The sequence below is a fragment of the Snodgrassella sp. B3088 genome (assembly GCF_026535815.1).
Taxonomy (GTDB): domain Bacteria; phylum Pseudomonadota; class Gammaproteobacteria; order Burkholderiales; family Neisseriaceae; genus Snodgrassella; species Snodgrassella alvi_E.
In genome coordinates this window covers 13,090-33,744 of sequence record NZ_JAFNPG010000007.1, presented here as the reverse complement: position 1 = coordinate 33,744, position 20,655 = coordinate 13,090, and the positions used below count along the sequence as shown (strand labels likewise).

Below are 20,655 nucleotides of genomic sequence, written 5' to 3'. Positions count from 1 at the left end.
AGTGTTTATGAGATAATTCACTTAGTTAATATGGAGTAACTGAAAAATGACAATATTTGCAGCCAGCTTATTGTTGTGTCTGAAGCAGTTGTTGCTTTTGAACAGTTAATGACCATATGTATACCCGTTTCCAAGCGGGTTTTTTTATGCCTGTTGTTAAATGCTGAAAGTTAAATTATGGCTAATCCGCTTTTTCGCCAACATTTTATTTCGATAAATGATTTATCCACAGAGCAACTGGAGTTCTTACTGACGCTTGCGTTGCAGTTAAAGCGGCAGCCGCAGACTGAGTTGTTGAAGGGACGATTAATTGGTTCGTGTTTTTTTGAGCCTTCTACGCGAACACGGTTGTCGTTTGAGACGGCGATTCAACGGCTGGGAGGAAAAGTTATCGGTTTTGCTGATGGTGCCAATACCAGTGCCAAAAAGGGCGAAACTTTGGCTGATACGGCACGAATTATCAGTAATTATGCTGATGCAATCGTTATGCGCCATCCTAAAGACGGTGCAGCACGTGTTGTTAGTGAATTTGCTCATGTTCCCGTGATTAATGCTGGTGATGGTACAAATCAGCATCCGTCGCAAACTTTACTGGATTTAGTGACGATATACGAAACACAGGGAACCTTGCAGAATTTGAAGATTGCCATGATTGGTGATTTGAAATATGGGCGCACAGTACACTCACTGGCTCAGGCTCTGAGCCGCTGGGGCTGTGAGTTTATTTTTGTATCTCCTCCCACTCTGGCCATGCCAAATTATATCTGTGAGCAGCTGGACGAGGACGGGGTTGTCTGTCGCACATCAGATAATCTTGAGGAAGCGCTGGCTTGGGCTGATATTGTGTATATGACACGCATACAGCGGGAGCGGTTTGATGAGCAAGAATTTGCACGAATTAATGGTCATTTTAGTCTTTGTGCGGCTATGTTGAAGCAGGCAAAACCGAATATGCGAATTCTGCATCCTTTACCACGGGTAGATGAAATTCATGCGGATGTCGATGAGAGTATTCATGCTTATTATTTTCAGCAAGCGAATAATGGTATGTATGCGCGTCAGGCGATTTTGGCAGCAATTTTGAATGAAGAAACTGATGCGGACAGTGCACGAGGTTAAAGCAATGATGAATCAGACCAGATTAAGTATTGAGGCGATTAAAGACGGTACGGTAATTGATCACATTCCGGTAGGGCAGGGGCTGAATATTCTGCGCCAGTTCAAGTTGCTGCATTCCGGTAATGCGGTTACAGTGGGTTTTAATCTGAGTAGCCAGTCCAATGGCAGCAAAGATATCATTAAAATAGCTGGTCATTTTCTGGATGATGCAGCGGCTAACCGACTGGCTTTGTTTGCACCTCGAGCAACTGTCAATGATATTGAAAATTTTAAAGTGGTGCGTAAACGCATGCTCACGCTGCCAGAAGCCATTACTGAGGTTTTTTGCTGTCCGAACAGCAATTGTGCCAGCCATGGTGAACCGGTACAAAGCCGTTTTACAGTGCAGTTGAGCCATGGCGAAACCCGTTTACGCTGTCATTATTGTGAGAAAACCTTTGCGCGTGAATCTGTGATTGAAGCCTGATGACCTATAGTCCGAATGCTTCAGCATGAAAGCTGATATGGCTTTCGATAAATGTACTGACAAAATAATAACTGTGATCGTAATGTTCACGTAGGTGATAACGGATATCAGTTCCTTTGCTTTTAGCTGCTACTATGAAATCCTGAGGATGTAATTGTTCAGGGTAAAATTCATCTACACTACCTTGATCAATCAGAATGGGTAAGGATGGTGGGTATAGCTGAATAAGCTCAGTACTGTCGTAAGCTGCCCATTCAGCCTGATTATTGCCCAGATAAGTGCTAAATGCTTCTTTTCCCCATGCACTGTTCATGGGATGGGCAATGGGAGCAAATGCTGATGCAGCAAGATAGCGTTGTGGATTTTTCAGTGCAATCATTAATGCACCATGGCCGCCCATGCTGTGCCCACACAGGCTGCGCTGACTAGTAACAGGAAAATGCTTTTCGATAAGTACGGGTAGTTCTGTGACTACATAATCGTACATTTGATAATGCTGTGCCCAAGGTTGTTGAGTGGCATTGAGGTAGAAACCGGCACCCTGTCCCAGACTGTAACTATCGGTGTTGGCAACTTCTGCTCCGCGTGGGCTAGTATCGGGCATTACCAGAACGATGCCCCACTCTGCAGCAAAACGCTGGGCACCACTTTTGATGGAAAAATTTTCATCAGTGCAGGTAAGGCCAGCAAGACAATAGATTACGGGCAGCGCGTACCCTTGTAATGCACGTGATGGCAAATATATAGAAAAAGTCATGTTGCAGTGGTTGAAGTGGCTGTAATGTTGGTAGCGCCGTTGTTCGCCATTAAAAAGTTTATGTTTGTTCAGCAGTGTGATTTCAGTCATGGTAGCTTATCCGTTCTGCTCGTTGGATGAATATGATTTACCGCAGTATTATGATTAAAATTGAAACCATAGCAAGGTGTGGATTCAATAGTAAATCACGGTGCGGATAGATTCTCCGCTGTGCATTAGCTCAAACGCCTGATTGATGTCGGCTAGTGGCAAGGTATGGGTAATGAAAGGTGATAGCTCAATTTTGCCTTGCATGGCTTCTTCCACCATACGCGGAAGTTGTGATCGTCCTTTCACGCCGCCAAATGCAGAACCTTTCCAAATACGTCCGGTAACCAGCTGAAAAGGGCGCGTGGCGATTTCCTGTCCGGCACCAGCTACACCGATGATAATACTTTGCCCCCAGCCACGATGAGCACATTCTAGTGCTGCTCGCATTACGTCCACATTGCCGATGCATTCAAAGCTATGGTCCACACCCCATTCGGTGAGACGGATAATAACCTGCTGGATGGGCTCTTCATAATCATCAGGATTGATGCATTCGGTAGCGCCGAAATGTCTGGCTAGCGTGAATTTGGCCGGATTGGTATCAATGGCGATAATTCGTCCAGCACCAGCCTGCCGTGCCCCTTGAACCACAGCCAACCCAATACCACCCAGCCCGAATACGGCCACACTATCGCCTGCTTGTACTTTAGCCGTGTTGTGTACCGCACCAATGCCGGTGGTGACGCCGCAGCCGAGCAGACACACTTCTTCCGGTCTGGCGGCTGGATTGATTTTGGCCAATGAAACTTCCGCGACAACGGTATATTCACTAAATGTAGAACAGCCCATATAATGATAAATGGGTTGACCCTGATAGGTAAAACGTGTGGTGCCATCAGGCATCAGTCCTTTACCCTGAGTAGAGCGCACTGCGGTGCATAAATTGGTTTTGCCTGAGCGGCAAAATAAGCATTTACTACATTCAGCGGTATAGAGAGGAATCACATGGTCACCTGGTTTGACCGAAGTTACCCCTGCACCTACTTCTACCACAATACCAGCGCCTTCATGGCCTAGAATCGTCGGAAATACACCCTCTGGATCGGCACCCGACAAAGTAAAAGCATCGGTATGACAGACACCGGTATGGGTAATTCTGACGAGAACTTCTCCCGCTCTGGGCGGTGCAACATCTACTTCTACAATTTTTAATGCTTTACCCGGTGCGAAGGCCACGGCGGCACGAGATTTCATTCTTTATCCTCAGGGTTGATTATATTGAGAGTTTAGCTGAACCAGCCAAATGCTCTCAGTATAACAGCTATCTTATTTGTGATTGCTGCTATGGATGGTGAAATATAATCAGAAAAATGATGCAAGTATCCGTTAGAAATGTAGCTTTATTATGTTTGAGGTAATGCGTTGATGATGGTCAGGGTGTCCATCGGTATAATTTATTTGCTTTATTGAATGATGCGCTGTTTTTATGCATACAAATATTTGAATTGTATTGACATCGAATAAAAAGCGGGAAGACGGTTTAACAATTTTGCATTATTGTTTGTGTGCCTCTGGGCAGGCAGCAAACCGAGTGTATTTTGCAGCAATAACACAATGCTTGATAAACTTTGTTTGCACTAAGTAAACCGTCAATATGCATTTGGTGATCTAGGCCTATAAGATTTACTTGTCTGAATTAAATCGCATATGCCGTTAATCTGTCAGATGATGCCAGACTGGTACGCAGATAGGTGGTAATTCGGGGCAGCAGCCTAGTAAGCCACCGCCGAAATCACCATCTCGATGAAAATCACTGCCACAGCTGGCCAAAAATCCGAATTGTTGTGCCATTAAGGCATAGTTTAGACGGTCGTTGAGTCCGGAACGGCCACTGTGTACTTCTATAGCTACTCCACCACAAGCTTTGAATTCACTGAACAGATTACGTCGTGCCGTGGCCGAAAGTTCATAACGCATGGGGTGAGCTATCACTGCAATGCCTCCTGCATGGCGAATGGCAGCAACAACCTCGGTCAGTTCTGCCCATTGGTGACGGACACTGCACGATTTACCATCGGCCAAATATTTGCGGAAAGCGTCTGCTTTTTTGTTTACATGGCCGCTATTAACCAGAAAATCAGCTATATGGGTGCGTGTTACCATGTCAATATTAGTGGCCTGTGCCAGTGTGCCTTCATAGGCACCCCTGATACCTTTTTTTTCCAGTTTACTGGCAATGGCCTGTAATCGTTGTAGCCGGCCGCTGCGTAGGCCCAGCAGCAAGGTTTGCAACAGCTCATCTTCGGGTGCAATATTCAGGCCGACGATGTGTATAGTTCGCCCGCGCCAGCTTACGGAAATTTCTACGCCATTGATTAATTGGATGCCACATAATTCTGCCTGTTTACGAGCTGCCGCCAGCCCGCCGGTGTGGTCGTGGTCAGTCAGCGCCAGCATCGTGCAACCGTTGGCATGTGCACGTTGAACGACTTCTTCTGGAGTCAGCACCCCATCGGAAATGGTTGAATGGCAATGTAAATCAATACTCATGAATAAATATTATTGGTCGCAAGAAGATGAGGTGAGTTGAGCCAGATGTGCCTCATAGTTGGCTTTTTCACGATAATAAATCTGCCAGACGCAGGCCTCGCCACAATCGCTGTTGCAGCACTCCCAGTCTTCCGGTGGTACTGGTGGTGTTAATGATGATAGCGTATTCATACCTGAGTGTTAATCACGTAGATTTCAGTGTTACCCACGCCGATACAGTCTCCGACGATAATTTTGGCCGTTTTACGTGTCTCTGGCTGCTGATTACGTTGAACCAAGCCTTCAGCAATCATTTGTTTGGCTCGGCCTCCACTTTCTGCCAGTCCGGTCAGTTTAAGTAAATCACATAAAGCTACATATGGATGTCCTGTTAAATCAAAATGCTGTTTCATGTGTGGTGCCTTTCAGTAAATGTATATTGTAGCGATTATCAGCATCAAGCAGTGTATTGTTTGATGTCAATGCTAAGTTAAAAGCATAAAATAGGGGCTTATTAAGCCGGAAATTTTTTGGAGATTTATTTGTGGATACCCTTTCCTGGTTATGTCAGCTTATTTCATTTGATACCACCAGTCGTCAGAGTAATTTAGCCTTGATTAATTATGTAGCAGATTATTTGGAAAGCCGGAAATTGTCGCCCTGGCTGGCACAAAATGTTGCTGGTGATAAAGCTAATCTGTTTGTAACGATCCCTGCCACAGATGGTCGTATTTCCGGTGGATTGATATTTTCAGGCCATACTGATGTGGTACCGGTAGATGGACAGAACTGGCTGTCAGACCCGTTTGTGGCCGATGTGCGGGATGGCTGTGTTTATGGCAGAGGCAGCAGTGACATGAAAGGTTTTATTGCCAGTGTGCTTGCTGCGGTGCCTGCCATGCAGACAGCGAGACTGAAAGCACCCTTGCATATTGCTTTGTCTTTTGATGAGGAGGTGGGATGTTTGGGTGCACCGGTGATGCTGGCAGAATTGGAGAGAAGGGGGCTACAGCCTGAGTCGTGTATTGTTGGCGAACCTACATCGATGCAGATGGTGGTGGCACATAAAGGAATTCATACATTCTGCTGCGAGGTACAGGGTAAAAACGCACATTCTTCACTGACTCCGGATGGAGTAAACGCAATTGAGTATGCCGCTCGTTTAATTGTCTTTATTAATCAGCTGGCTCAGCAATTGCAGCAACGTGCTGATTTGGATCATGCATTTGATGTTCCGTTTGCTACTGTTTCTACTGGCCTAATTCGTGGTGGTACAGCTATTAATATTGTACCTGATTACTGTGCTTTTGAATTTGATTACCGTAATCTTCCACATATGACAGTCGACGAACTAATTGAGCCTATCCGGCAATATATTTCGACCCAACTTTTGCCGGCTATGCGCAAAGTGGCGCCGGAAGCTGCTATCAAACTAAACCATGTCGTAAATGTTCCTCCTTTAAATGATGCAAATAATCATTACCTGCATAAGCTGATTGCTGGTCTTGTGGATGTTGAACAACAGGCTAAAGTAGCTTACGCTACTGAGGGGGGGCAGTTTCAAAATAGTGGTATCAATACCGTAGTGTGTGGTCCTGGCAGTATTACGGTGGCACACAAGGCTAACGAATATATTGAATTAGAGCAGCTTAGTCGCTGTGATGTTTTTCTACGCAAACTGATTCAGATACAAAGTATGTAAGCGCTATTAAAAGAGATATCTTAGGCCGATTCTGTATCAAGATGAGCACTTGTTAAAATAATTTGTCAGGAGATGTACGCTTTCCTGATTCACCACAGTGGATAAAGCTGCTCTGTTGTTCCGCGTATGTAGCTGCATATGCAATGCTACCAATGATTGTAATAATGGGAAAATCAAATGAAGACAAAAGATTTCGTGTCAGTAGGAATATTGTGTCTATCGCTGACCGTATCCAGTGTAACTGTACAGGCGAATGAAGTGAATATGTATATGGGGGCGATTACCATGAGCTATGCACGATTCAATTCTGCTCAGACCGTTGCAGATGCACGTAAGGCTTTAGCTAATATGCGTACGGCGGCCGTGGCTGCACGGGCACAAAAACCATCCGCTCTGGCCAAGGCGCCGACTAATAATCCGAAACTGAAAGTTTATCAGTCTGAAATAGATAGGTTGATTGCTGAAATTGATAAAACTGGTAAGTTGGTGAATACCGGCAAACTGGCTGAAGCCAAAACCGAGGGCAGAAAAATTCTGCAGTTGCGAGATGAGGGGCATGCAGCCATGAAGCACTGAAATGACTGTGGATTATGCAGATGATATGTTAAAATTATAACGTTGTACCAAAATGCAAAAAGCCTGGTTCCGCCCCTTAAAAGCTAAAGAACCAGGAAACATAGACAAATAAACATTAATCGGTAGATGATGCTCAGTATTTTATTGCTATGCTGGCATCATCCGAAATTCGATAGGTAAGCTTTTTTCTGAAGCATTTTTTCAACCCCTTTTTACAATCGGATAAAATTGTAGTAATGAAAAAAATATACTTTATACAATAAATTTAGTGTTATTAAAATTTAACTACTTCATTATTGATTATAATACTCAATTTGCTACGTTGTCAGGTTTCATTAGGTAAATAATCGGTTTTCTGGGGTATTTTAGGCTAATGCTGAAAATTGCCGGTTCATCTTACCCAAAGGTGTTGTTTTTACGCCAATTGATATGGCAAATCCCAATAGAACCTGTATTCCGCCGATTATAAATTTCGCTGGCGGAAACAGGCGTAACATATACGCCTCCAGATGGCGGTTTACTGCCAAAAAAATAGTCATTAACACTGCCTTTCCTGATTATTCTACCAACACCGCTTTGCGCTTCCAGACGCATGTGGCGGCAGAAGAATGGCAAGGCTGGAAGACCGTTAATCAGAACCGGCAGGCATAATGCCTCCCTGCCATTGTCTACCATGGAAAAGGTATGTCAATGACTTGGTATACAGATTTAAAAAACCATTTATTGCAAAAATTCAATGGTTTATCTGTCTGATAAAACAGCCTTCCAGAGCTGGCCGTACTATTGAATACGGCTCGGCCATCATACTGTCGGATATTTATATTTGTCAAGAATGTGTTAAATAAATATTATGATTTACTAATTAATGTAATTATAGATTGAGCAGACTGACTAATGTAAAAAAATAATATGAATAATATAAATATTTATATTATTTGATTATTATGTATTGCTGTTTGCATAATAGTGAATGTTATTATATAAATATAGCTGAAATATGCTAAAAATTTAAAATTAAAATTTTTATCTAAATCTGCATAAAAAAATTCACTTTATGAGCAATTTTATATTGGCTTTATGATCCATACTGGTTTTTTATTTTGATACTCCTTGTGTAAATGCTGATTGGATATATTAATAATTAAAATGAATCTTCTATACGCTTAGATTTAAGCGATAGTTTGCAGAATTTTTTTATTAGCTCAAGTTTTTGCATGTAATTGATTTACAGTTGATTAGCATGCTGCTACGGTAGAATTAATTTTAGCGCTTAGGATAAAGATTGCTGCTGATTTTATATTTTATATCTGGCCAGATTTTACATATTATAAGCAGCTTATCAGGCATAGACCTGATAAGCTAATTGAATATAGTAGCTTGAATTTACGGGTATTAGTTGAGGGAAAGATTAGAATGATGATTTTAAAATTTGAGTTGGTGGCTGTTAGTACTTAATATTTTATTATCATATTTTTAGCCAAAATATTTTATTTTCCAATTCTAATATCCAGATAGTGGCAAATTATAACGAAAAGTTTTTGTTTGCTACAAAGTTACTAATCTTCTGCCAGCGCGTAAATTTCATCTAGATTGCGCCATTTTCCTTCAGCATCCATGCCATAGCCAAAGACGTAACGGTTGGGGACATCCAGTCCGACAAAATCAGCAGTAATCGGCTTGTCTTTATCAATCAGTTTATTGGCAAATACAGCGGTGGCGCAGCTGGCTGCACCCATTTCCAGTATCTGTTTTTTAACGGCTGCTAGTGTATGCCCTTCATCAAGAATATCATCCAGTACCAGTATATGGCGTCCAACTACGGCGTTTTGTGGTGCTCTCAGCCACTGATAGTTACCACCATGCAGTTTATCGCCATAACGTGAAATATGAATATAGTCAAAATCCAATGGAAAACGCAGTAATGGCAATAATTTCCCAGTAAATACTACTGCGCCACCCATTACCGGTAATACCAGTGGATATTTGTCACTGAGTGCAGCTGTGATGTCCGCAGCCATCTGTTCCAGTTTCGTTTCACAGGTGTTGCGGTCAAACAGCAGCTCTGCTGTATCTAGCATGGCCTGTGTTTCAGCGCGTTTGGCGGTTAAATCAATTATGCTCATCGGTGGTGTCCGTGTCTGTGCGTAAAAAACCGTTTGGGTTCTGTTGCTGGTCGGTTGTCGGTTATAGACACAGCATAGAAGCAGACGGTGTAGGCTAAGGTTTATTTGGGTAAATTTGTGCTGTATCAATTGAGGGAAATAGCACTATGGTAGAGTTAAATTCGCGATTGTAAGCAAAATGAAGCGTAAATTATCCCAAAAATTTATTCAGCGAAGGCAAATTTTATGCCAATTTCCGCTACATTTGGCAGGGAGGAACTGGTATTGCAGGCTAAGTTGATGGTTTATTAATAGAATTTATTTGTAGTGTTTGTTTAAAAGCATCGTTGAGATGCGCTGAATAATGCGCATCTCAACGATGCTGAATTAAGAATCACGCTGGGCGCAGATAATGAATCTGCTGGTTGCTACTTCCACGCCAAATTAATGCTGGATCTCGCAGTTCCTTTATGAATTTACCATCAACCAAGGTGTTTATTTCTGCTACCACCTGTTGTTGCGCTACTGATAGTTCTGCCAGTGTGTAGCCGGTCCAAAGCCAGATGTCTTTATGCTCTGTTTCCTGCCGCACTCGCTTCACCAGATGCAAAATAGCGCTAAGGTTATGTGGATGCAGTGGGTCGCCACCGCTGAGTGACAGTCCCTGCCGGATAATACGTGTGTCGTTAAGATCGCTGATGATGCGGTCTTCCAACTGCTGGTCAAATGGCTTGCCGGAGTCGGTTCGCCATGTGGTTGCGTTATAGCAGCCGCGGCATTTATGTTCGCAGCCAGCAACAAATAAGGTGCAGCGCGTACCAGGACCGTTGACGACATCTACCGGATAGTACTGATGGTAATTCATGTTTACAGAGCACCACACTGCTGGCCGAGATGTTTGACTCGTCTTTTCACTTCTTCCTGTTTGCCGGTGTTAAACGGTCTGGCGTCGGGGCTACCGAGATAGCCGCAGACACGTCGGGTGACGGATACGCGTGCCGGATCATGGTTGCTGCATTTGGGGCAGACAAAGCCTTTGCTGGTACAGGAAAATTCACCACTAAAACCGCATTCATAACATTCGTCGATGGGCGTATTGGTGCCGTAATAAGGTACATGACGGTAGCTGTAATCCCATACGTCCTCTAATGCTTTGAGATTGTGTTGCAGATTAGGGTATTCGCCGTAACAAATGAAGCCACCACTGGCCATTTTTGGGTAAGGTGCTTCGAAATCGATTTTGTCGTATGGATTAACTTTTTTTTCTACATCTAGATGAAAGCTGTTGGTGTAGTAGCCTTTGTCGGTTACACCGTCAATTACGCCGAATTCAGCGGTATCAAGACGACAGAAGCGGTCACACAAGTTTTCGCTCGGAGTGCTGTAAAGGCTGAAGCCATAGCCGGTCTCAGTTTTCCACTGGTCGGCAGCACGGCGCAGTTTCTCGACAATAGCTATGGCTTTCTGACGCAGGTTGTCACTGTCAAACACATGGATGTCGCTGCCGTACAGGGCATAAATGGTTTCATGCAGGCCGATATAGCCCAGAGAAATGGAGGCACGGCCATTTTTGAATATATTTGCTACGGGTTCGTCGGCTTGCAGACGCACGCCGCAGGCTCCTTCCATATACAGAATTGGTGCCACTCGTGCTTTGACGTTTTCAAAACGGGCAATGCGGGTCATCAAGGCTTTGCGGCAAAGTTGCAGGCGCTCTTCCAGCAGTTGCCAGAACCGTGCTTCATCGTGTTTGGCTTCGATGGCAATACGTGGCAGATTCAGGCTGATTACGCCTAGATTATTCCGTCCTTCATGAATTTCCTGACCGTTTTCTTCATAACGACTGAGGAAGCTGCGGCAGCCCATCGGCGTTTTGAAGGAACCAGTCACAGCTACAACCTGCTCGTAGTTCAGGATATCCGGATACATACGTTTGGAGGCGCATTCGAGAGCCAGTTGCTTGATGTCGTAGTTAATGTCTGACGCTTTGTGGTTCACGCCGTCTTTAATACTGAAAACCAGTTTTGGAAAGACAGCCGTTTTGCCATTTTTGCCCAATCCAGCTAATCGATTGCGCAGAATAGCGGTTTGAATTAGCCGGCTTTCCCAGCTGGTGCCCAGACCAAAGCCGAAAGTGACAAAAGGAGTCTGACCATTAGCAGTATGCAAGGTGTTGACTTCGTATTCCAGTGACTGAAAAGCGTCGTAGCATTCTTTTTCGGTGCGAGTACGGGCGTAGTCTTCAGCATTGGCAATCTGCCATTCCTGAGCTACGGCAAAGTGTTTGTCGTAGCTGGTACGGACAAAAGGTGCCAGCACTTCATCAATCCGGTTTATGGTGCTGCCACCGTAAATGTGGCTAGCCACCTGCGCGATAATCTGTGCGGTAACAGCGGTAGCTGTGGCAATAGATTTAGGAGGTTCGATTTCAGCATTGCCCATTTTAAATCCGTTGGTCAGCATGCCTTTTAGATCTATCAACATGCAGTTGAACATTGGAAAAAACGGTGCGTAGTCTAAATCGTGATAATGAATTTCTCCCCGCTCATGTGCTAATACCACATCGCGTGGTAACAGGTGTTGCTGAGCATAATGTCTGGCCACAATGCCAGCCAGTAGGTCGCGCTGGGTGGGAATTACCTTGCTGTCTTTGTTCGCATTTTCGTTAAGCAGACTGAAATTGGTTTGTTCTACCAAACCCTGAATTTCGCGATTGAGATGTCCGCGAGATTCGCGCGCAACATCGCGCGAATGACGGTATTCAATGTAGGCTCGTGCCAGTTCTTTATACTGACCGGCCATTAACTGGTCTTCTACTGCCTGCTGAATATCATGAATATCCACACATTCACGACTGGACATGCTGCTGCTGACGTGAGCAGCTACCTGTGCACAGTAGGTATTGTCAATAATGTTTGCCGCACTGGCCGCGTGCTGTACAGCTTCTTCAATACGCGTTGCATCAAAGGGAACGCGGCAACCATCTCTCTTAATTACAATGGGTTTCATGTTGATAGTCCTTCTGCTGCTGCCGCTAACATCTGGTAGCAGTTACTGCATGTCTTTCAGGTATAACAATTGGCCTTGCAAGGGGTATATAGAAATAATAGATACTATATTTAGTAGCAAAGTACCCCTGTTGCTCTTTTTTTTACTATATATGGGATTGCTGTTTTGAATAAAGCAGCATTTTTTGCTTTTATTTGATATAGCGCATCAAATCGAGTTGACAATGATATTTAATTTATAAAAATCAATAATTTAGAAAAATGAAAGTGCAGTGTAAAAAATGGTCATTTCTTGCTTGTTGGCGGCGAAGCTAATGATTCGTGCCATCGCTAATAACTTATATAGTTCAATTGATAAAATGAGTTATTGGTGATCGCCTTGCAACAAGTTTTCAGTGCGGTTTTTACTGTACATTGTATAAAGTGAAACCAACGATGTACTGAGAAAAAATGACGTAATAATAGTAACAATAAAATGACCACTGCGCAGACAATCAGGATTAAAACTAATACGAATGCCCGCTATCAGCAAAGCAAATACTGCAATCAGTAGCCAATAACGGTAATCAATGCGCATAACGGCTAAATCAGACCGCGGCATCAACAGGATGAAGGCAGCAATACCCAACAAACCACCGATGGAACTGCCGTGCTGCAACAATTTGTACACAGGCAATGGCTGTAAAAAAGGCAAGGCAATTGACTGTTTTAGCACAAGGCTATGGCTGACAAACCAGCCAGATGGGTGAGTAAATGCATCCCATAATACATGCGATAAACTACCTAGAAACAGCGAAAAGATAACTACCAAGTAGTGGCGGCAAAAATACTCCGTCCAGTTAAATCTGAGATAAACATTTAAACGTTGCTGCAAACAAGCGGGCAAATGCAGAATGAAAGGATTGCGGATAATTAGATGAAAAATAAAAGCTACTGCTAATCCACATAAGATATTAAGTAGAAAAATACCGATATTGGCGTGACCATAGATACCGAACATTTTCATGCGAATAAAATATTCAAAATCTGGTGACATGCTGCCAATAATCAATCCGGTCATAGAAAACCATTTGTTGAAACGGTATAAAGGTAAAATAATGGCAGGGTGTGAGAAAGTGAAGGGCATAAGCGAAAGCTGTTTACAAGTCAAGAATCGGGAAGTTGTTTAAGCAGCCTAATCGTTAAACCATTATTGTGCCCATTCGCGACACAAAGCCAGAATATCGGCACCAAAATGCTTTATTTTGCTTTCACCCAGTCCATAGATATGATTTAAATCTGCCAGCTTGGATGGGGGATGTTGGACCAGATCCTGTAAGGTACGGTCTGCAAAAATGGTATAAGCAGGCACATTATTCTGACTGGCGCGCTCTTTGCGCCAACGGCGCAAGGTTTGCCATAAGCGTTCTTCGCGCTCGGTGCGCAGCCAAATATCATTATTACGGCTACTGCGGGTTTTGTCATGTTTCAGCGGGCGCAGCCAGACTTGCTGCTGATTTTTTAATACTGCGCGTGCCTGCTCAGTTAATTGCAAAGCCTGATTGGCTATATCAACATTAAGATAACCGGCAGCAACACATTGCCGTACCACCGTACGCCATTCCTTAACAGTCAGTTTATTGCCGATTCCAAAAGTGGATAACTGCTGATGGCCATAGCGCAACACCCACTCCGACTTGCGCCCACGTAACACATCAATCACATGGCCAGTGGCAAAACGCTGCCCCACTCGATACACACAGGACAGCAGCTTTTGCGCCAATACAGTACCGTCAAAACGAGTTGGTGGGTCAGTACAGTTGTCACAATGGCCGCATGGCTGGCTGTCTTCGCCAAAATAGCGCAATAACAGCTGGCGTCGGCAATCGGCCGTTTCACAGAAAGCCAGCATCGCATCCAATTTTTGCAAATCAATGAGTTTTTGCGCTTCATCACGCTCAGCCAGCTGAATCCGCTCACGCAGCAATACCCAGTCATTCAGGCCATAACACAGCCAGCTGGTAGCAGGCAGGCCATCACGGCCAGCGCGGCCCGATTCCTGATAGAAATGTTCAATACTGGCTGGCATATCCAAATGGGCGACAAAACGCACATCAGGTTTATCGATACCCATTCCAAAAGCCACTGTCGCTACCACAATAATGCCATCTTCCTGTGTAAAACGGCGTTGGTTTTGGCTGCGGGTCTCCCAGTCCAGTCCAGCATGATAGGGCAGAGCGGTCAGACCGTTTTCTGTTAGAAAAGCGGCAATATCTTCCACTCGCTTGCGCGAGAGACAGTAAACAATGCCATTTTCACCCGGCATCTGGCTGCGAATAAACTGTAATAGCTGTTTTTTGCCATTGTTTTTTTCCACAACCTGATAATCAATGTTGGGACGATTAAAGCTGGAAACAAAAAGGCGAGCATCATTTAAAGCCAGATAATGCTGAATATCAGCACGTGTGGCGCTGTCTGCGGTAGCCGTTAGCGCAATCCGTGGTACAGAGGCAAACTCATCTGCTAGTATTGCCAGCTGCTGATACTCGGGGCGGAAATCATGTCCCCACTGACTTACACAATGTGCCTCATCAATAGCAAACAGACTGATAGGCGTTTGGTGTAGAAACTGTAAAAAGCGTGGCATAACCAGCCGTTCCGGTGCTACATACAATAATTTCAGGTGTTCAGAAGCAATATCATCGGCAATACGCCGTATCTCTTCGCCACTAGTACCACCGTGAACACAAGCAGCTGCAATTCCATTTACATTCAAAGCTGTGACTTGATCCTGCATGAGTGCAATCAGCGGTGACACAACGATGGCCACACCATCGCGCATTAAGGCTGGAATTTGATAACATAAAGACTTACCTGCGCCGGTAGGCATTAATACCAGTGCATGATGGCCACTTGCCACCGTGTCGATGATTTCAGCCTGTTGCCCGCGAAATTCGGGATAGCCGAAAACATCGTGTAGAATTTGCACGGCATGAGTCACAAAACACCTGTTACACTGAATCTGAAACGGGTATTGTACTGCAACTTACCTCTATTTCCGACAGCTAACCAATTGCTGTTATAAGGAATCAGCATGAAAATCATTAGTATCCGTCACCTAACAGCCAGTTTGGCTATATCTTCTATTTTGGCTGCCTGTACCACCACCAACGTGCCCAAAGCCAGCGGCAGCTGGATTGAGCTGGGTGTATCAGCCAGCGGTAATATTCAATATGCACTGGATAGCGGCAGCATTAAACGTCAGGGTAATATGGTAACCTTTCGTGACCGTAAAACCGTTATCGACCCGAAACAGCAGTATTACAGCAACACACCAGCCTATAAAACTGCATTGAGCACTACTCAGATAGACTGCAGCCGCAAATTGTTCCGCGTGCTTGATGTCGAATTGCTGGATGCGCATGGTGAGCTGATTCGTCAGGATCATTTTGGCGAAACCGATCTGCGTCCGATGGGTATCACCAGTGGTTCTGCTGCCGAGCAGCAATATCAGCACGTATGTAGCCATTAATTTTGCTAATAGAAAGTAATCAGGCATGAAAGCAAAATACAGCTTATGGATAATTTTAGGTTTGGCCGTATCGGCATGGGCAGAATCTCCAGCAGATGTAGAATTGCTCAGCGCACAGAAAGCCTATCAGGCCGCATTGTCTGGGCAAAGTGCCAGCCAGAGCCGTGCCTTACAGCTGCAAACCCAGTTGCAGTCAGCACAGCTACAGTTGAAGAATGCACAGGATAATGTTACCCGCTTGCAAAGTGATTTTAATCAGGCCGATGTGCAGCGGCAGCAAGCCGATGCAGCATTGCAGGCCGCCGGTGCCAGACTGGATGCGGCTTGGCAGGCTGTGCACAGCCGTTAAATCAATGCACCGTTCAGGCAACTACTGGAAGTAAAATCCGTTTATCAATTTATCGGCCTGACAAACAGCTGCAGCTCGCGTAAAATAATACACTTTTGCTTAAGCGTTGTTCCGTGAAAAAACAACGTTATGGAATCAACTGTTGTCAAAATGAACTATCCGATTGAATACGATGTGATTGTGGTTGGTGGCGGCCATGCGGGTACAGAAGCCGCTCTGGCTGCTGCGCGCATGGGTGCAAGCACATTATTACTGACTCACAATATCGAAACGCTGGGACAAATGTCTTGTAATCCGTCTATCGGCGGCATAGGCAAAGGCCATCTAGTGCGTGAGCTGGATGCACTGGGTGGCGCAATGGCATTGGCAGCAGATAAGAGCGGAATTCAGTTCAGACGTCTGAATGCATCAAAAGGGCCGGCAGTACGTGCAACACGGGCGCAGGCTGATCGCATTCTATATAAAGCGGCCATCCGTTCCATGCTGGAAAACCAGCCTAACCTGCAATTATTTCAGCAGCAAGTAGAAGATATTATTGTTGAAAACGGCCGAGCAGTTGGCGTTATGACATCTATGGGAGTTTCCTTTCGCAGCCGCGCTATTGTGCTGACTGCGGGTACATTTTTGGCCGGAAAAATTCACATCGGATTAGAAAATTATGCTGGTGGCCGTGCCGGAGACCCCGCAGCACAACATTTATCTGGATGTCTCAGAGATTTGAATTTACCGCAGGGACGATTGAAAACCGGTACACCGCCGCGGATAGACGGGCGCAGCATTGATTTCAGTCAATTGCAGGAACAGCCAGGAGACAATCCTGCTCCAGTATTTTCTGTACGTGGCAACCTTGCTATGCACCCACAACAGATATCTTGCTGGATTACCCATACTAATAGCGTAACCCACGACATTATTCGCAGCGGTTTTGACCGTAGCCCGATGTTCACCGGCAAAATTGAAGGCGTCGGCCCGCGTTACTGTCCGTCTATTGAAGATAAAATCAATCGATTTGCAGACAAAGACAGTCACCAAATTTTTCTGGAGCCGGAAGGGCTGACTACACACGAATATTACCCTAATGGTATCTCCACCAGCCTGCCGTTTGATATCCAACTACAACTGGTTCATTCCATGCCCGGTTTGCAGAATGCCCATATCTTACGTCCTGGTTACGCCATTGAATACGACTATTTTGACCCTCGTAACCTTAAGTCAAGTCTTGAAACCAAAACTGTTTCCGGCCTATTTTTTGCCGGACAAATCAACGGGACAACTGGTTATGAAGAAGCTGCTGCACAAGGATTACTCGCCGGTGCTAATGCCGTATTGTATACCCGAGAAACTGAACCCCTAGTATTGCAACGTGATCAGGCTTATTTAGGCGTACTCGTTGACGATCTCATTACTAAAGGCGTGACCGAACCTTATCGCATGTTTACTAGCCGTGCTGAATACCGCCTACAACTGCGAGAAGACAACGCCGATATGCGGCTTACCGAGCTGGGGCGCAGCGTAGGATTGGTGGATGATGAACAGTGGCAAATATTTCAGCACAAGCAGGAAGCTGTCGCACGCGAACTCCAACGCCTGAGCCATGTCTGGTATACACCTCTTAATCTGCCGATAGCTGAGCAACAACGCGTACTCGGTCAGCCTTTAAGCAAAGAATCCAGCCTGCTGGACATGTTGCGCCGGCCAAACGTTTGCTATGCCGACTTAATGACTCTGCCCAATGCACAACAGGAAATACTGAATAGTGATGCGGCAGAACAAGTGGAAATTCAGGCAAAATATCAGGGTTATATTGAACGACAAAACGAAGAAATCAGCCATCGCCAGAATCTGGAAAAAATGAAACTGCCAGATAGCATTGATTACTCATTGGTAAAAGGCCTTTCCGCCGAAGTACAACAAAAATTAAATCAGTATCGTCCCGAAACTGTAGGACAGGCGTCCCGTATTTCCGGTATCACACCGGCAGCGGTTGCTTTACTGATGGTCCACCTAAAACGGGGTTTTGAGGGAGCAAAAACAGCATGAGCGACATGAAAACGATGCTGCAACAAGGTTTGCAGCAAATGAATATCAACCTGACCGTACCACAGCAATTACAACTGCTGGCTTTTGTAGAACTGTTAAAAAAATGGAACAGCACTTACAACCTCACCGCGTTGCGTAATGATCAGGATGTTATTAGTCATCATATCCTCGATAGCCTGACGCTACTGCCCTATGTGGAAAAAGCCCGTGGTCTGATAGATGTTGGCAGCGGCGGTGGTATGCCAGGCATCCCTGTAGCTATCTCCCGTCCGGATCTGCCTGTTGCTTTGCTGGATGCCAACAGCAAAAAAACCTCATTTCTGCAACAGGCAGTAATCGAACTGGGCTTAACTAACGTACAAGTGATTACCGCTCGCGTAGAAGCCATGGTGGGTGAACAGTTTGATGTAATCACTAGCCGTGCGTTTGCCGAATTAAACGATTTTGTCACCATTACCAAACAACTGATGGCAAAAGGTGGATATTGGGCGGCTATGAAAGGCGTGTATCCATATGAGGAAATCGAACGTTTGCCTGAAAATGTTGAGCTGGTACGTGTGGATAAACTCAGTGTCCCCCATCTGGATGCAGAACGTCACATGGTGATTGTCCGCAAGAAAGAGCATGCATGAGTGCACATATTATTGCCGTAGCCAATCAGAAGGGTGGTGTGGGGAAAACTACCACCGTTGTTAATCTGGCAGCCTCACTGGTGGAAAAAAAGTCCAAAGTATTGATTGTTGACCTCGACCCGCAGGGTAATGCCACAACTGGCAGCGGCATCAATAAAGGTAACGTCACCAACGGCGTCTATGCCGTGTTGTTAGGTAATGAAGAGATAAACAACGCCATAATTACTGCACAACATGGCGGCTTTGATGTTCTGCCTGCAAATAGAGCTCTGGCTGGTGCTGAAGTCGAGCTGGTACAAGAGCTGGCACGAGAAATGCGTTTGAAAAATGCGCTGGCGCAGGTAGCCGATAAATATGATTACATCATTATTGATTGCCCGCCCACATTAACCCTATTAACCATCAACGGATTAGTAGCTGCACGTCACATCATTGTACCAATGGTATGCGAATATTATGCACTGGAAGGGATTTCCGACCTTATTGCTACTGTGCGTAAAATCCGTCAGGCCATCAACCCTCAGCTCGAAATACTAGGTATTGTGCGCACATTATATGACCCACGCAGCTTACTGGCCAAACAGGTGGATGAACAGTTAATGACTCATTTTCCTGATCAGCTATTCAGTACCCCTATCCCGCGTAATATTCGATTGGCCGAAGCTCCCAGTCATGGCATGCCTGCATTGCAGTACGACCCACGAGCCACTGGTACCAAAGCATATCTCGCGCTCGCTGACGAAATTTTGCAGCGCACAGCCACTAAACAGACATAGAATTATTCATTTTCATGGTAATAACATCAGCACAACAATAAGTGTCAACCAATAAATTAAAGAGCGATACATGGTTAAAGCAAAAGGTTTGGGTGCAGGGCTAGACGCCCTACTTGGTTCCGGCAGTGATATCACCGGTGGCGACCGTTTAACCAAAGTCGCAATTAGCGATATTATTCCCGGACGTTATCAACCACGTACTCAAATTGATGACGAATCATTGCAAGAGCTGGCTGAATCCATACGCGCGCAAGGTGTCATTCAGCCAGTGATTGTACGGGAAATGGGACTGCAGCAATATGAGCTGATTGCCGGTGAACGCCGCTGGCGAGCTGCCCGTCTAGCCGAACTGGCGGAAATTCCAGTAGTCGTCAAAAGCATTTCTGACGAAGCAGCACTGGCAATGGGACTCATTGAAAACATTCAGCGCGAAAATCTCAATCCGATTGAAGAAGCACAAGGCCTGAAGCGACTGGTAGATGAATTTGGACTCACTCATGAAACAGTGGCCAAAGCTGTAGGACGCAGCCGCAGCAGCATTTCCAATAGTCTGCGCTTACTCAATCTGCCGCAACCAGTACAAGACTTAATGTACAGCCGGCAGTTAGAAATGGGTCATGCCCGTGCTTTATTGACTTTACCTGTTATCCAGCAGATTGATCTGGCTCAGAAAGCAGCCCAGAATGGCTGGTCAGTGCGCGAAGTGGAGCGCCGTTGCCAGCAAGCACAGGCCAAACCAGAAACCGCCACTCCCCATCCGGCTGAAAAAAGCAGCGAAGTTCAATCAATAGAAGCTGCACTGGAGCAACGTTTTAGCGTACCCGTGAAAGTACAAAGCCGCAACCAGCGCAGCGGCCGTATCATCTTACAATTTGATAATCCCGAAACCTTGAGTCATTTATTACAAAAAATGGGACTGGAATAAATCCTGCAATCACAGATTAATTGTGGCAAAATTGTTTAATTCAGTTATCAAATTTGGCAATGTTAAAGAAATATATAGAAAAATTAATAAATTAGCTAAAATTTATTTAACAAAATTTCACAAAATTACTTGA

Annotated in this window: 21 protein-coding genes; 11 read left to right on the top strand and 10 right to left on the bottom strand. The window is 45.0% G+C overall.

The annotated features are described in order from the left end of the window. Positions 1 to 177: 177 nt before the first annotated feature. Together pyrB and pyrI are read left to right on the top strand one after the other, a co-directional pair. Positions 178 to 1,119, top strand: a complete 942-nt coding sequence (gene pyrB / locus J3U75_RS04890) for an aspartate carbamoyltransferase (RefSeq protein WP_267390824.1) — start codon at positions 178 to 180, stop codon at positions 1,117 to 1,119. Positions 1,120 to 1,126: 7 nt separating this feature from the next. After that, a complete protein-coding gene (pyrI, locus tag J3U75_RS04885) occupies positions 1,127 to 1,585 on the top strand; it encodes an aspartate carbamoyltransferase regulatory subunit (RefSeq protein ID WP_267391030.1) in 459 nt (152 codons plus the stop codon). 4 nt (positions 1,586 to 1,589) lie between these two features. Here the strand turns inward: pyrI and fghA are convergent, their stop codons facing one another. The 5 genes from fghA to J3U75_RS04860 form a co-directional block, all read right to left on the bottom strand. Further along, a complete protein-coding gene (fghA, locus tag J3U75_RS04880; protein ID WP_323811352.1) occupies positions 1,590 to 2,432 on the bottom strand; it encodes an S-formylglutathione hydrolase in 843 nt (280 codons plus the stop codon). A gap of 84 nt (positions 2,433 to 2,516) precedes the next feature. Then, the gene (locus J3U75_RS04875) at positions 2,517 to 3,626 is read right to left on the bottom strand and encodes an S-(hydroxymethyl)glutathione dehydrogenase/class III alcohol dehydrogenase (protein ID WP_267390823.1); all 1,110 of its coding nucleotides are present in this window, start codon (positions 3,624 to 3,626) and stop codon (positions 2,517 to 2,519) included. A gap of 459 nt (positions 3,627 to 4,085) precedes the next feature. After that, complete coding sequence (locus tag J3U75_RS04870; protein WP_267390822.1) at positions 4,086 to 4,922, bottom strand: PHP domain-containing protein; 837 nt, start codon at positions 4,920 to 4,922, stop codon at positions 4,086 to 4,088. A 9-nt stretch (positions 4,923 to 4,931) separates the two neighbouring features. Further along, the gene (locus tag J3U75_RS04865) at positions 4,932 to 5,093 is read right to left on the bottom strand and encodes an oxidoreductase-like domain-containing protein (protein WP_100141167.1); all 162 of its coding nucleotides are present in this window, start codon (positions 5,091 to 5,093) and stop codon (positions 4,932 to 4,934) included. After that, entirely contained in the window at positions 5,090 to 5,314 is a 225-nt protein-coding gene (locus J3U75_RS04860; RefSeq protein ID WP_267390821.1) for an RNA-binding S4 domain-containing protein, read from the bottom strand. The genes J3U75_RS04865 and J3U75_RS04860 overlap by 4 nt, the downstream gene beginning before the upstream one ends. Before the next feature lie 131 nt (positions 5,315 to 5,445). On the opposite strand from J3U75_RS04860, the gene argE reads away from it, so the two are divergent. From argE to J3U75_RS04845, 3 genes are all read left to right on the top strand, one after another. Next, positions 5,446 to 6,603, top strand: coding sequence for an acetylornithine deacetylase (gene argE, locus J3U75_RS04855; RefSeq protein WP_267390820.1), 1,158 nt, complete (start codon positions 5,446 to 5,448; stop codon positions 6,601 to 6,603). A 177-nt stretch (positions 6,604 to 6,780) separates the two neighbouring features. Beyond that, the gene (locus tag J3U75_RS04850) at positions 6,781 to 7,179 is read left to right on the top strand and encodes a cytochrome b562 (RefSeq protein WP_267390819.1); all 399 of its coding nucleotides are present in this window, start codon (positions 6,781 to 6,783) and stop codon (positions 7,177 to 7,179) included. A gap of 429 nt (positions 7,180 to 7,608) precedes the next feature. Continuing rightward, positions 7,609 to 7,830 (top strand): hypothetical protein, encoded by a 222-nt coding sequence (locus J3U75_RS04845; protein ID WP_267390818.1) that lies wholly within the window; start codon positions 7,609 to 7,611, stop codon positions 7,828 to 7,830. Between the two features lie 905 nt (positions 7,831 to 8,735). On the opposite strand, the gene J3U75_RS04840 is transcribed toward J3U75_RS04845, so the two are convergent. From J3U75_RS04840 to recQ, 5 genes are all read right to left on the bottom strand, one after another. Further along, complete coding sequence (locus tag J3U75_RS04840; protein ID WP_267391028.1) at positions 8,736 to 9,296, bottom strand: hypoxanthine-guanine phosphoribosyltransferase; 561 nt, start codon at positions 9,294 to 9,296, stop codon at positions 8,736 to 8,738. A gap of 379 nt (positions 9,297 to 9,675) precedes the next feature. Next, on the bottom strand, positions 9,676 to 10,146 hold the full coding sequence (gene nrdG / locus J3U75_RS04835; protein WP_267390817.1) for an anaerobic ribonucleoside-triphosphate reductase-activating protein: 471 nt from the start codon (positions 10,144 to 10,146) through the stop codon (positions 9,676 to 9,678). A gap of 2 nt (positions 10,147 to 10,148) precedes the next feature. Continuing rightward, positions 10,149 to 12,290: an anaerobic ribonucleoside-triphosphate reductase gene (gene nrdD, locus J3U75_RS04830; protein WP_267390816.1), complete on the bottom strand. Its 2,142-nt coding sequence runs from the start codon at positions 12,288 to 12,290 to the stop codon at positions 10,149 to 10,151. A gap of 363 nt (positions 12,291 to 12,653) precedes the next feature. After that, positions 12,654 to 13,415, bottom strand: coding sequence for a DUF4184 family protein (locus tag J3U75_RS04825; RefSeq protein ID WP_100141174.1), 762 nt, complete (start codon positions 13,413 to 13,415; stop codon positions 12,654 to 12,656). Between the two features lie 63 nt (positions 13,416 to 13,478). Further along, complete coding sequence (gene recQ / locus J3U75_RS04820; protein ID WP_323811351.1) at positions 13,479 to 15,269, bottom strand: DNA helicase RecQ; 1,791 nt, start codon at positions 15,267 to 15,269, stop codon at positions 13,479 to 13,481. A gap of 93 nt (positions 15,270 to 15,362) precedes the next feature. Here recQ and J3U75_RS04815 point away from each other — a divergent pair, with 93 nt between their 5' ends. From J3U75_RS04815 to J3U75_RS04790, 6 genes are all read left to right on the top strand, one after another. Next, on the top strand, positions 15,363 to 15,800 hold the full coding sequence (locus J3U75_RS04815; RefSeq protein ID WP_100156695.1) for a surface-adhesin E family protein: 438 nt from the start codon (positions 15,363 to 15,365) through the stop codon (positions 15,798 to 15,800). Positions 15,801 to 15,825: 25 nt separating this feature from the next. Further along, positions 15,826 to 16,149, top strand: a complete 324-nt coding sequence (locus J3U75_RS04810) for a hypothetical protein (RefSeq protein ID WP_100141177.1) — start codon at positions 15,826 to 15,828, stop codon at positions 16,147 to 16,149. Positions 16,150 to 16,299: 150 nt separating this feature from the next. Beyond that, positions 16,300 to 18,189 carry a tRNA uridine-5-carboxymethylaminomethyl(34) synthesis enzyme MnmG gene (gene mnmG, locus J3U75_RS04805; protein WP_267391027.1) on the top strand — a complete coding sequence of 630 codons (1,890 nt, stop codon included), beginning with the start codon at positions 16,300 to 16,302 and terminating at the stop codon, positions 18,187 to 18,189. Further along, complete coding sequence (gene rsmG, locus J3U75_RS04800) at positions 18,186 to 18,821, top strand: 16S rRNA (guanine(527)-N(7))-methyltransferase RsmG (RefSeq protein ID WP_100141179.1); 636 nt, start codon at positions 18,186 to 18,188, stop codon at positions 18,819 to 18,821. The genes mnmG and rsmG overlap by 4 nt, the downstream gene beginning before the upstream one ends. After that, the gene (locus J3U75_RS04795; RefSeq protein ID WP_100151582.1) at positions 18,818 to 19,597 is read left to right on the top strand and encodes a ParA family protein; all 780 of its coding nucleotides are present in this window, start codon (positions 18,818 to 18,820) and stop codon (positions 19,595 to 19,597) included. The genes rsmG and J3U75_RS04795 overlap by 4 nt, the downstream gene beginning before the upstream one ends. Positions 19,598 to 19,667: 70 nt before the next feature. After that, entirely contained in the window at positions 19,668 to 20,522 is an 855-nt protein-coding gene (locus J3U75_RS04790) for a ParB/RepB/Spo0J family partition protein (RefSeq protein WP_267390814.1), read from the top strand. Positions 20,523 to 20,655 lie beyond the last annotated feature (133 nt).

Coding starts and splice junctions, on each gene's coding strand:
- pyrB (WP_267390824.1), top strand. CDS start 178: ATGGCTAATCCGCTTTTTCGCCAACATTTTATTTCGATAAATGATTTA.
- pyrI (WP_267391030.1), top strand. CDS start 1,127: ATGAATCAGACCAGATTAAGTATTGAGGCGATTAAAGACGGTACGGTA.
- fghA (WP_323811352.1), bottom strand. CDS start 2,432: ATGACTGAAATCACACTGCTGAACAAACATAAACTTTTTAATGGCGAA.
- J3U75_RS04875 (WP_267390823.1), bottom strand. CDS start 3,626: ATGAAATCTCGTGCCGCCGTGGCCTTCGCACCGGGTAAAGCATTAAAA.
- J3U75_RS04870 (WP_267390822.1), bottom strand. CDS start 4,922: ATGAGTATTGATTTACATTGCCATTCAACCATTTCCGATGGGGTGCTG.
- J3U75_RS04865 (WP_100141167.1), bottom strand. CDS start 5,093: ATGAATACGCTATCATCATTAACACCACCAGTACCACCGGAAGACTGG.
- J3U75_RS04860 (WP_267390821.1), bottom strand. CDS start 5,314: ATGAAACAGCATTTTGATTTAACAGGACATCCATATGTAGCTTTATGT.
- J3U75_RS04850 (WP_267390819.1), top strand. CDS start 6,781: ATGAAGACAAAAGATTTCGTGTCAGTAGGAATATTGTGTCTATCGCTG.
- J3U75_RS04845 (WP_267390818.1), top strand. CDS start 7,609: ATGGCAAATCCCAATAGAACCTGTATTCCGCCGATTATAAATTTCGCT.
- nrdG (WP_267390817.1), bottom strand. CDS start 10,146: ATGAATTACCATCAGTACTATCCGGTAGATGTCGTCAACGGTCCTGGT.
- nrdD (WP_267390816.1), bottom strand. CDS start 12,290: ATGAAACCCATTGTAATTAAGAGAGATGGTTGCCGCGTTCCCTTTGAT.
- J3U75_RS04825 (WP_100141174.1), bottom strand. CDS start 13,415: ATGCCCTTCACTTTCTCACACCCTGCCATTATTTTACCTTTATACCGT.
- J3U75_RS04815 (WP_100156695.1), top strand. CDS start 15,363: ATGAAAATCATTAGTATCCGTCACCTAACAGCCAGTTTGGCTATATCT.
- J3U75_RS04810 (WP_100141177.1), top strand. CDS start 15,826: ATGAAAGCAAAATACAGCTTATGGATAATTTTAGGTTTGGCCGTATCG.
- mnmG (WP_267391027.1), top strand. CDS start 16,300: ATGAACTATCCGATTGAATACGATGTGATTGTGGTTGGTGGCGGCCAT.
- rsmG (WP_100141179.1), top strand. CDS start 18,186: ATGAGCGACATGAAAACGATGCTGCAACAAGGTTTGCAGCAAATGAAT.
- J3U75_RS04795 (WP_100151582.1), top strand. CDS start 18,818: ATGAGTGCACATATTATTGCCGTAGCCAATCAGAAGGGTGGTGTGGGG.
- J3U75_RS04790 (WP_267390814.1), top strand. CDS start 19,668: ATGGTTAAAGCAAAAGGTTTGGGTGCAGGGCTAGACGCCCTACTTGGT.